At 62.5% G+C, this 10,943-nt stretch carries 10 protein-coding genes and 1 pseudogene; 6 read left to right on the top strand and 5 right to left on the bottom strand.

What is annotated here, in order from left to right; genetic code table 11:
- Positions 1-61 precede the first annotated feature (61 nt).
- The gene (locus BST27_RS00635) at positions 62-1,213 is read left to right on the top strand and encodes a serine hydrolase domain-containing protein (protein WP_079219669.1); all 1,152 of its coding nucleotides are present in this window, start codon (positions 62-64) and stop codon (positions 1,211-1,213) included.
- A 119-nt stretch (positions 1,214-1,332) separates the two neighbouring features.
- Positions 1,333-2,745, top strand: a complete 1,413-nt coding sequence (locus tag BST27_RS00640; RefSeq protein WP_069420592.1) for a wax ester/triacylglycerol synthase family O-acyltransferase — start codon at positions 1,333-1,335, stop codon at positions 2,743-2,745.
- Positions 2,746-2,847: 102 nt separating this feature from the next.
- Here BST27_RS00640 and BST27_RS00645 read toward each other — a convergent pair whose 3' ends face one another.
- Positions 2,848-3,933 (bottom strand): anhydro-N-acetylmuramic acid kinase, encoded by a 1,086-nt coding sequence (locus BST27_RS00645; RefSeq protein WP_079219663.1) that lies wholly within the window; start codon positions 3,931-3,933, stop codon positions 2,848-2,850.
- 443 nt (positions 3,934-4,376) lie between these two features.
- Complete coding sequence (locus BST27_RS00650) at positions 4,377-6,188, bottom strand: AIPR family protein (protein ID WP_079219662.1); 1,812 nt, start codon at positions 6,186-6,188, stop codon at positions 4,377-4,379.
- 100 nt (positions 6,189-6,288) lie between these two features.
- On the opposite strand from BST27_RS00650, the gene BST27_RS00655 reads away from it, so the two are divergent.
- The 4 genes from BST27_RS00655 to BST27_RS00665 all read left to right on the top strand — a co-directional run bounded on the left by BST27_RS00655 (position 6,289) and on the right by BST27_RS00665 (position 8,386).
- Positions 6,289-6,888 (top strand): tyrosine-type recombinase/integrase, encoded by a 600-nt coding sequence (locus tag BST27_RS00655; protein WP_232007349.1) that lies wholly within the window; start codon positions 6,289-6,291, stop codon positions 6,886-6,888.
- A complete protein-coding gene (locus BST27_RS00660; RefSeq protein WP_069420589.1) occupies positions 6,888-7,703 on the top strand; it encodes a tyrosine-type recombinase/integrase in 816 nt (271 codons plus the stop codon). The genes BST27_RS00655 and BST27_RS00660 overlap by 1 nt, the downstream gene beginning before the upstream one ends.
- Positions 7,607-7,927, top strand: a complete 321-nt coding sequence (locus BST27_RS34385; protein WP_264000788.1) for a tyrosine-type recombinase/integrase — start codon at positions 7,607-7,609, stop codon at positions 7,925-7,927. Before BST27_RS00660 ends, BST27_RS34385 begins: the two co-directional genes overlap by 97 nt.
- 267 nt (positions 7,928-8,194) lie before the next feature.
- Complete coding sequence (locus BST27_RS00665; protein ID WP_170062251.1) at positions 8,195-8,386, top strand: integrase core domain-containing protein; 192 nt, start codon at positions 8,195-8,197, stop codon at positions 8,384-8,386.
- Positions 8,387-8,420: 34 nt separating this feature from the next.
- On the opposite strand, the pseudogene BST27_RS00670 reads toward BST27_RS00665, so the two are convergent.
- The 3 genes and pseudogenes from BST27_RS00670 to BST27_RS00680 all read right to left on the bottom strand — a co-directional run.
- Positions 8,421-8,969 (bottom strand): annotated as a pseudogene (locus BST27_RS00670) (transposase); the annotation flags it as partial.
- A 51-nt stretch (positions 8,970-9,020) separates the two neighbouring features.
- A complete protein-coding gene (locus BST27_RS00675) occupies positions 9,021-9,968 on the bottom strand; it encodes a Mu transposase domain-containing protein (RefSeq protein ID WP_139804943.1) in 948 nt (315 codons plus the stop codon).
- Positions 9,922-10,943 (bottom strand): IS3 family transposase (locus BST27_RS00680; protein WP_083148359.1); only part of this gene is annotated, 1,022 nt, incomplete at its 5' end. The genes BST27_RS00680 and BST27_RS00675, both read right to left, overlap by 47 nt.

Raw genomic sequence — 10,943 nt, forward strand, 5'->3', positions numbered from 1 at the left:
CGGGGGCATCGGCTTTTCGGGCGGGGGCGTCTCGGGCGGTGGTGTTCCGGCTGGTTTCTCACTGGGCAACTGGCTGTCGGCGCCGTATGCGCGGTGGGCGTTTCAGCACGTCGAGGACTTCATGCCGACGGCGGTCATTCCGCGCGGGAGTGGGCCGGTTGCTGGGTTGTCTGCGGCCAGTGCTCCGGTTTCCGACGTCGGGGTGACCCTTGGTGACGGGGTGGCCACAACCGTGGGTGCGGTGATGGCCGGCACCGCTACCGACGGGTGGGCGGTAGCGTTTCGCGGTTCTCTGGTGGCGGAGGAGTATGTCGACGGGTTTGACCGTCGGACGCGGCACTTGTTGTTCTCGGTGAGCAAGTCGTTGGTGGCGGCGGTGGTGGGCGCTTTGCAGGGGGCGGGGGCGATCGATGTTGACGCTCCGGTGGCGTCCTTTGTTCCTGCCTTGGCGCAGTGTGGCTATGCGGGTGCGACGGTGCGCCATCTGCTGGACATGAGGTCGGGTGTCGCCTTCTCGGAGGATTACTCTGATCCTGGGGCCGAGATACATGTGCGGGAGCAGGTGATCGGGTGGGCGGTTCGTAGCCTTTTGGACCTGCCCGCGACGTTACGCGACTATCTGCTGACGTTGCGGCAGAGCCGTTCTCACGGTGGTGCGTTCGAATACCGTTCGTGTGAAACGGATGTGCTCGGCTGGATCTGCGAGGTGGCCGGCGGACAGCCGATGCCGGAGCTGATGTCGGAACTGCTGTGGAGCCGGATCGGGGCCGCGTGCGACGCGACGATCATGTTGGACGCTGCGGGCGGAACGGGGATTTTCGACGGCGGCATCAGCGCATGTCTGACCGACATGATCCGGTTCGGGTCGCTGTTCCTGCGCGACGGTGTCTCGTTGACCGACCAGCAGGTGGTGCCGGCGGCGTGGATCGCCGACACCCTCGACGGTGGTCCCGACTCCCGTCAGGCGTTCGCCGCCAGTCCCGACGACACCGGGATGCCGGGCGGGATGTACCGCAACCAGATGTGGTTCCCGTACCCGGGCAATAACGTGGTGTTGGCTGTGGGCATGTGCGGTCAGCTGATCTACATAAACCGCGCCGCGGAGGTCGTCGCCGCCAAGTTATCGTCACAACCGAGCTCTCAGGAGCCGGGGTTGTTGGACGCCGTCAAGGCGTTCGATGCGGTGTCTCGTGAGTTGGCGGGAATCGCTTGAGGTTTCGGTGTTCTTCCGGGGGGGCGCTTGCCGTGGACGGTGTTGCGAGTTCATTCGGCCCACCAAGATGGGACTTCCGGCCCTGACCGCGACGCATGCCACCGGCAGATAGTGATGAGATGGAGCGCTTGTCGGCACTGGACGCCACTTTCCTCGAGGTTGAGGATTCCGATCCGCACGTGAGCATGGCGATCGGCGGAGTGTCGATCATCGAAGGACCCGCGCCCACCTTCGAAGAATTCGTCACGGCCTTTGCCGAGCGGGCGCAAGACATCCCGCGCTGTACGCAGATGCTGCGGAGGCATCCGCTCGACCTCGCCCCGCCCGAATGGGTCGAGGACCCGCACTTCGACATCTCGCGGCACCTGCACCGGCTGGCGGTACCGCATCCCGGTGGCGACGCCGAACTCTTCGAACTGGTCGCTAGCGTGATGGAGCGCCGACTCGACCGCGAGCGCCCGCTGTGGGACTGCTACCTGATCGAGGGCCTCAGCGATGACCGGTGGGCGGTGTTGACCAAGCTTCATCACTGCATCGCCGACGGTATCGCCACGACACAAATACTGGCCAGGTTCAGTGACGACGGTGGCGGCGGTGGCGGCGGCACTTTCGCCACGGAGATTCGGGCCGCCAAAGAGCCGGACCGGGGTTGGCTGAGCCTGCCCAAGGTCAGCCTGAACCCAGTGAACTGGGTGAGCGGCATCGTGCGGACCGCGGTTGGCGCGGCCGTCGCCGTCGAACACGCCGCGGTGGGCGCGGCCGAGCTGACGGCCAGCGTGCTGAGTCCCGCACCGGAAACGTCGCTGAGTGGAAGCTTGACGACCATGCGTCGCTACAGCGTGGCCCGGGCCCGGTTGTCCGATCTGCAGGAGGTGGCTCGAGCATTCGATGTGACGCTCAATGATGTTGCGTTGGCGGCGATCACGAATAGTTACCGCCAGCTGCTGCTCGCGCGGGGGGAACAGCCGGGCCATGATTCGCTGCGCACATTGGTTCCGGTATCGGTACGCGGGACGAACCACTTCAATAAGGCGGACAATCGGGTTTCGGCGATGCTGCCGTTGCTGCCCGTCGACGAGGCGGATCTTTTGAAGCAGTTGCAGCTGGTGCACAATCGGCTGATCCAGGCGAAGGGGAGCGGCCAGCGTGAAGGCGGCAGCGCGTTGTTCGGGGCGGCCAAGAATGTGCCATTTGCGTTGTCGGCGTGGACTATTCGGTTGCTGACTCGGCTGCCGCAGCGGGCGGTGGTCGCCTTGGCTACCAACGTTCCGGGCCCCCGAGCTGAACAGAGGCTGATGGGCCGTCGGGTACTGGAGATCTTGCCGATTCCGCCGATCGGTGTGCAGTTGCGGACTGGTATCGCGATGGTCAGCTATGCGGACAATTTTGTGTTCGGTATTACGGGTGACTATGAGACCGCGCCTGACGTTGACGCGCTGGCGGCGGGGATTGAGGAGGGGGTGGCGCGGTTGGTCGCTGCTGCTCGGTCGCGTCGGAGGAAGCGTCGGGTGAAAGCGCGTGTTGCGGGGTGAGTTTCGCTGGGAGGGGTTGCGGGCGTTATGAGGTAGCGACGGTCTTGGCCGGTGTTTCGTCTCTAGGGTGCCGAACTCGTATGTGCGGCAACGTTTGCGGGATCACGTCGTTCGGATAATCAAGCCGGTTGGCAGGGACGCCGGAGGCGGTAGCGAGAGCGGCGAGTTGCCGGGAGAGATGCGCCCGAGCACATGCGGTCCGGTGAGCAGCGGCACCTGGTGCCAGCTGAGGAAGCCGACCAGCGCCATCAGATAGGCCTCCTTGGCTTGCGCGGGCAGACCGCGCTCGTCGCTGAGGGTGATTGGTAGGCGGCGTTTGAGCGCGGCGAGCAGCGTCGAATTACGGACGCCACCGCCCGACGCGACGACCTCGACGGGTGCGTACGGCGCGAGGGCGTCGGCGATCGTGATCGCGGTCAGCTCCGTCAGTGTCGCCAGCAGGTCCTCGGGCGATAGATCCGGCAGGTCGCCGAGGTGGAAGTGTTCGCGGCCAGTTGATTTCGGCGGCGGGAGGGAGAAGTACGGGTCGGCGAGCAGGTCTTGCAGAAGTTGGGTGTCCGGGGTGCCGGCGGCGGCGAGGCGGCCGTCCTCATCGCTGGCGCCGCCGGTGGCTCGCCGTGCCGCCTCGTCGAGTAAACAGTTGGCTGGGCCGGTGTCGAATGCCAGTGGGGGACGGGCGGTGCGGACGATGGTCACGTTGGCGATTCCGCCGAGGTTGAGCGCCGCGCGGGTGTGTTCGCCCCGTAGCCACAGGTCATCGAGGATCCCGGCGAGCGGGGCGCCATGGCCGCCGGCGGCGATGTCGCGCGAGCGGACGTCGGAGATGACCGGTAACCCAGTCGCCTCGACGATCCACGCGGGCTGCCCGAGCTGTAGCGTGCCCTTCGCCTCGCCGTCCTGCACCCAGTGGTGAACCGTCTGACCGTGGCTGACGATGAGGTCGGCGGGAAGCAGCTCGGAGGCGAGCTTCGCCGACGCCTGGCCGATCAGCTGGTCGAGTTCGCACAACTCGCCCGCCGTGGTGGGACCTAGCGAGGCGTGCAGTCGTTGGCGGACTTCGTCGGGCCAAGGGCGTTCGATGTGCCGCAGCGGGGTCATCGTGACGGCGGCGCCGTCCCAGTCGAGCTCGGCCACGACTGCGTCGAGGCCGTCCATTGACGTGCCTGACATCAGGCCGATTACTTTCATGTCTTCGTCATTTACATCGCGAAGCCCTTCGTGGAATGGTGTTATTGCCTCGGCACGTGTTAAGCCAATCCTCGTATGACTGTGCGTTGGGGCTCAGCCCTTCGGCCGAGACTTGGCCGGAGGAGACAGAATTCGGGCGTCGACACGGGGCCAGTTTTCGGCCGATGCCGACGAATCCCGACACGGACCGGATGGAGGATAAAGAAATCCGCCAGAGCATCCGTCGGTACTGAACGGCGTAAATTCGCGTCGGCAAACAGATCCTTACCGCCGATCGCTACCCGCCGACCGAATAGAGTAATTGCCAACATAGGGCTTGGTCGTTCACGTATACTGGACCCCAGTCGGTTTATGTGAAAACGCTCACGAGCGCAGTGGACGCTTTGCGGCTGACAGCAAGCATTAGCTGATGTGAGGAGCGAAGTTGGGGGTAGTCGGTGTCGTCAAGGTGACGTTGGTATTGCCGCCAACTTGGCGTTGAGATCGAAATCGGCCATCACGTCCTGCAAGGTAGCCTTCTGTTGTGTGAAGGCTTCGCTTCGCTGCAATATCGCTTTCAGGGCCCCCTTGTCCTGAAGTGCCGAGAGCCACAAGCGGATCGATTTGAAGACCAATCCCCACACCACATCCTTCGTTTTGTTAGATTGGTCGGCGAGTCGGGCTCGGATGACTGCCGCGCGATGACCCGCGATACTGCTATAGCGTTTGGTTAGGACGACGTGAGCTAAGGCGACAGCATGCGCGCAAGCCAATTTGTGGACGCGTCTGAGGGTTGCAATCTGAGTCGGTGCGCCTTCCTCGGGTGATATAGGTGAGCTGAAGCCTGGCACTAGAGTGAGGAGTTGCTGTTCATTACTTTCCTTCATCAAATCGTAAGCTTGTTTATACAGGGTATCGGCAAGCATGTATACGTGAGCTGATACCGAAGTGTCGAACGCTTCTGCTTCCAATTCACCGAATATTGCATCCTTTTTAGCAATTGATTCGGCTGGTTTTCCACGGAATGCCAGATATCGCTGCCCGATCTCTTCCTTGGCTACTCGTCGTGATTGATACCGCTGTTTTGACGCAGCATCTAAGGAATGCCATTCGCCTCTGCGTCGCTCGTAAAACACCGGGTCGGGCAGCATGTCGAACGCTCCTTGGAGCGTCTTATGGCGCCGGTCGTTTGAACGCAGATCGCCTGCGCGTACTGGGCTTTGGCTATTCGTGAACTCTGATATTTTCTCGAGCCTTTTGTGGCCTTCCTCGTCTTTAGTGACCGCGATGATGCGCGCTTGAACAGAAACGTCACCTGGCTGAACGTGAGCGCGACGTTCTTTCAGGACCGATGTCGTCTGTGCGCCGTTGACGATTTGTGGATTCTCTATAGCGATAATTGTTGTGTTATGGTCTGACTTGAATTCGAAGGTGTCCGCGACAATAGTGAGGCCATTGTTGTAAAGCCAAAAGGCGGATTTTCCGTCCTGTGTCTCCAACGTGGTCCGCATGGACTTATTGACCCGGTTGGTCGCGCGGAGGTAGTACCGAACGTTGCTGTGGAATAACCTGGCGCCGACGCTATCCGCGACATCGGCAAGGGATCGCCCATCGATTGTTGCTACGGCAGCCTTCTCGACGCCACCGAGGGCAATACGTTCGAGCTCAAAATACGCCTTTGAACCTGCAATGGCGAAGATGACTGTTTCACCTGCAAGATCGGAGATCGGTTCGTCGGCGCGCCGTACTGACCAAAGCCGATCGGTATCATAGAAGGCCGCACTAAAATGCGGGCCAAGCTGGGTGGTGGCTTGCTCGAGTTCTGACTTGATCTGATCCGAGACTGATCCGGCGATCAAAAAATCCAGCGACACCGCCACCTCATCCATGAGTGCCTGCTGAAGGTCAATCGCGATACTCGTGAGTTTGGCACTGTGGGGACCGTCCTCGACTTTGCTCGGATCCCGGAGTAGAAGGGCAGCCCTCAATAATGGATCAAGTGCCCCACTAGCCACCTGTCCGCTTATGGGGTCGTCGAGGTACTTGGCCTGGACCAGATGAAAGACTCCGCTGGCGCGGTCGAAATACCAACCATCAAGTCCGGCGTCACCTTGTGAGAGGGTGTCCGTTTGGTTGAAGGCATCATCGTCTTCAACGTCGAAAAGGAAATGCAAACACCAGGCTGGGAATGCACGTCGCCCATCAACCCCATACTTATCTGCCCACTCATTGACCTGTTGTCGCATCCACGGGACAAAATCAGGCGCAACAGTCATGCGGTCGCCCTCCTCGGTGCAGCTGTTTCGTGCCGAGACTAGTCCACTCGAGCCGGCGCACCGGCCTCGCTCACCACGGTTAGCCCACGAGATGCGAGAAGTGACTGGCGAGTCCTCTGTTTCTGAGATCACCCGGATGCCCGTGGCGATGGCAGGCGGTGGCGTTCTTCACCCTGATGCATTCGTGCGGGCTGCGGACCGGCGAAACCCGCACCCGCAGACCGATCAGGTCGACCTCGATGCCGGGCACATCGACATCACCGGGTCCAAAGGACATCGCAGCCGCCGGCTGCCGCTGACCGATCCGGTCAGCGCAGTCCTCGACACCTGCGACCAAACCTCACGAACACAGTTCGCCTCGCGTCGAACGTTTTTCATCTCCGCGACCGGCAACGAGGTGACCACAGCGACGGTCGGCAAGATCTTCGGCCGGATCTGGGATGCGGCCGGGCTTGCCAGGCCGCTGGCGGGTCGACAGCCCCGCCCCTACGATTTCCGGCATCACTTCGCCGCCAACATCCGCCGATGGATGATCGCCGGCGACGACGTCACCGCAATGCTGCCCTACCTATCGCGCTACATGGGGCACGCGACCTTCGAGAGCACGTACTACTACGTGCACACCTCGCCCGATTTCATGGCCGATTACGCCGACATCACCGCCGCACGCCAGTGCGTGCTGCCGCAGGTGGGATTCTGATGAGACGCGACCCGCATACCGGCGCCCCGGACTTCTTCGGGTTCGCCCGCGATTATCTGCACGCCTACATGCCCAAGGCCCGCGGACTATCACCGAAAACCGTTGAGGCCTATCGAATCAGCCTGGAATGCTTCCTGAGCTACCTCGGCGAGGCCGAGCACATCGAAGGCAAGCATGTCAGCTTCGATCACTTCGACCGCCCACACCTCAAAGGATGGCTGACCTGGATGACCGGTCAACGGCACTACAAGCCCAAGACCGTCACGTTGCGCCTCAGCGCGATCAAGGCGTTCCTGGCCTACGCGGCATACGAAGATCTCATCCTCGTCGCGCTCAGCCAATCAGCCAAAGCGCTCAAAGCACGGGCGGGCCCCCGCAGGCCCGTCGAATACCTCACCGACGATCAAACCCGGGCGATCCTTGCTGCGTTCACCGGGCACACCGCAAAATCTCGTAGGAACCGGATGCTGCTGATCCTGCTCTACGACACCGCGGCCCGCGTCGGAGAAATCACCGGCCTGACCCTGGGTGATCTGCACCTGACCGAGCCCGGCCACGTCCTGCTCACCGGGAAGGGCAACAAGACCCGCGTCGTGCCGCTCACCGCGAAACCGTCGAGCACCTGCACGTCTACCTCGCCGAGTTCCATCCGAACATCACCAAACTCCCCGCGACCAGGCCGCTGTTCTACAGTCGGCACCGCGGGCAACCCGCCGAACTGTCGGCCGACACCGTCGCCGCCGTGCTCAAGCACGCCGCCGAAACCGCACGCGCTCAATACCCTTCGATCCCGACCAACATCCACTGCCACCTGATCCGGAAAACCAAAGCGATGGACCTCTACCAGCAGGGCATCCCGCTACCCATCATCATGCGTCTCCTCGGCCACGAAAACGCCTCCACAACAACAGCATTCTACGCTTTCGCAACCCTGGACATGATGCGACAAGCCATCAACGCCGCCACCCCCGCCATCAACCCCGCCGACACCGAACCGCTCACCGAAGACCAACTCCAAACCCTCTACAGCCTGCGATAACGACCTAAACATTAAGCCGAGAATTCCGCCGGTACCCCCCACCAGCACAGGCTATCTCCGCACATCCTCGGCTTAACGCAAACCTCGGCATAATCGGAATTAAGCCGGGTCCAGCTTAACAGTGATGCCGGTTCTCAATATACGTCGATCGCCTTCGCGGAAACCCTTGTGTTGGAAAGGATTCAGCGTCTATCGGCAGCATCGGTGACGCCTACGATAATGCGTTGGCCGAGACAACCATCGGGCTGTTCAAGACCGAGGCCGTCAGTGTGGGCAGCCCGTTCCGGTCCGGCCCGCTGCGGGACCCTCTACGACGTCGAGTACGCCACGATGGAATGGGTCGATTGGTACAACAACCGCCGTCTGCACAGCGTCTTGGACTACGCCCCACCCGAGGAATACGAGAGCGCCTACTACGCTCACCTCCGGACGTCCCAGCCGGCGATGTCTCAAACATGAAGCGGCATCGAACCCGGGATGCTTCTATATCGCGTCAAGGGGTTGAGGGCAGCGGATGTGCGGCGGCCAGGGTTCGGTAGAGCTGTCGGGTGAGGTAGCGCTTGAGCGAGCGCATGATCTCCTTGGTGGTGCGGCCTTCGGCGCGGCGGCGGGCGACATAGGCGCGGGTCGGGGCGTGGGTGCGCATGCGAACGATGACGACGGTGGTCAACGCCCGGTTGAGTCGGCGGTCTCCGCCGCGATTGAGTCTGTGCCGCAGGGTGTTTCCCGACGAGGCTGGTATTGGGCAGGTACTGGCGAGGGCGGCGAACGCCGCCTCGGACCGTACACGCCCGGGATGCGACCATGCCGTCAGGACGCATGCCGCGACGACCGAACCCACCCCGGGCAGCTCGCAGAGTTCGGGAGCGACACCCCTGACGAGGGAATCGAGACTCTTGCGGTTATCGATGAGCTCGCCGTCGAGAGCCACGATACGCTTGGCCAACCGGACCGCTTCCTGCCTGCAGGTGGCGATGACTGCGTCTTCTTTGCGATCGCGCCATGCTGCGATGACCTTGAAGTGACTGTGTGGCAGCGCTTTATGATCTGTGAGGTCCCAAGACATACGCGACCTGTTGTCGTCGGGACATGGTTACCGTTGGCGGGGGCGGTGGGCGTTGAAGTTGCGGATGGGCTTGGTTGACGTCCGTGCGTGCAGTGACAGCTCTGTGGTGCCGTCCAGGACGCGGAAGTGGTGGTCATCGACTACGACGGTGACGATCGTCCCGACGTGTGTTCTGCCGACACGCAGACGTTGGCCGGCGACCATGATTACGCCGTCTTTGGGGACTCGCCGCTGAACGCTTTGGGGGCCGGACGGTGGGGGCGGCGGAAGCGGCGATGCTGCGGGTCTGACCCCCTTGAGCTGCTGGACTTCATTGCGGCTAAATGGGTTTGGCAGTGTCTTGAGCAACATGTGCCCTGCAGTCGCGTGGATGAGCCCACCGTCGAATCTCAACGCCACTCTGGGCCGGCAATACCCGTACACCGGGGGCAGGACGCGACCAGCGACCACAACGATGCCGTCGCGGCTTGCTGTGCGGTCGATATCGACGGGTGCAGGCCGCTTACCCACGTCCACGCTTGTCGCGGCGGGCTCAACCGGGTCGGCCCGCCCGGGGCGGACACCGCGTAGCGACAGGTGCTTAAGGTCGGCGGTGGTGACTCGGGATGGGACAGTTTTGATGACCTCGTCGCCAAGCAGGACATGGATGCGGGTCAGGTCAATCCATAAGGTCACCGTCAGGCCGGCGTAGTTCTTGCCGACCCAGAGTTGCTGCAGGCCGGCGATGGCCACGACACCCGAGGGTGGGACACGGACGTCGATCTCGATGGGCCTGCAGGCGCGAATCTCGTTGGGTTGCGACAGCGGTGCGGCATTGGTGGTCTGGTCGGCGGAATGGGTCTGGTCTGACGGCGTGAGTGTGGATTCGCCTGCCCGGTTTCGAAACTGAACCGCCCCGGTGAGTTCGGAGACTTTCTGATTTGAGACCTCAGCCGGCGGCTGGTCTCCGGCGTTGAGCGTAGTAGACCGCCTCAAGTTCGGCAGGTGGAATGTCACCGCAGTACTCGTAGAGCCGACGATGATTGAACCAGTCGACCCATTCGGCGGTAGCCAACTCAACTTCCTCGATGGTGCGCCAGGGCTTGCGGGGTTTGATCAACTCCGTCTTGTACAGCCCATTGATCGTCTCGGCCAGAGCGTTGTCGTAGGAGCTGCCGACGGCACCGACCGATGGCTGAATGCCTGCCTCGGCGAGCCGTTCGGTGAACCGGATCGAGGTGTACTGTGAGCCTCGATCAGTATGGTGGACAACATCTTTCAAATCGAAGATGCCGCCTTGTTGGCGCCTCCAGATGGCGTGCTCGATCGCGTCGAGCACCATCGAGGTCGCCATCGTCGCCGCGACCCGCCAGCCCAGGATCCGCCGCGCGTAGGCGTCGACGACGAAGGCCACGTAGGCAAACCCCGACCACGTCGACACATAGGTCAGGTCGGCCACCCACAATCGATTCGGTGCGGGCGGCCCGAATCGGCGGTTCACCAAGTCAGGAGGGCGCGCTGCTGTGGGGTCGGCGATGGTGGTGCGTTTGGTCGTGCCGCGGACCGCTCCGGACAGGCCGAGTTCGCTCATCAGGCGCTCGACGGTGCAGCGCGCCACCACAATCCCCTCACGGTTGAGCGCCAGCCACACCTTGCGGGCACCATAGACCCCGTAGTTGGCGGCGTGCACCCGTTGGATCTCGGGCTTGAGGTCCTCGTCACGAACTTCGCGGCGGCTGGGTTCATGTTTGACCTGGTCGTAGTAGGTCGATGGGGCGATCGGCACACCCAGCTCGGTCAGCTGTGCGCAGATCGGCTCGACACCCCAGCGCAAACCATCAGGGCCGTCGCGGTGGCCCTGATGATCGGCGATGAACTGGGTGATTAATGTGCTGGCCGGTCGGTGAAAGTCGGCCCGGGACGCGGTGACAACCGTTGGGGTTGTTCCGTTTTCCCGGGCCGCTTCCCGAA

Source organism: Mycobacterium intermedium (genome assembly GCF_002086275.1).
GTDB lineage: Bacteria > Actinomycetota > Actinomycetes > Mycobacteriales > Mycobacteriaceae > Mycobacterium > Mycobacterium intermedium.

Excerpts from the sequence above, each read along its gene's own strand:
- BST27_RS00650 (WP_079219662.1), bottom strand. The coding sequence starts at position 6,188 with ATGACTGTTGCGCCTGATTTTGTCCCGTGGATGCGACAACAGGTCAAT.
- BST27_RS00660 (WP_069420589.1), top strand. The coding sequence starts at position 6,888 with ATGAGACGCGACCCGCATACCGGCGCCCCGGACTTCTTCGGGTTCGCC.
- BST27_RS00640 (WP_069420592.1), top strand. The coding sequence starts at position 1,333 with ATGGAGCGCTTGTCGGCACTGGACGCCACTTTCCTCGAGGTTGAGGAT.
- BST27_RS00645 (WP_079219663.1), bottom strand. The coding sequence starts at position 3,933 with ATGAAAGTAATCGGCCTGATGTCAGGCACGTCAATGGACGGCCTCGAC.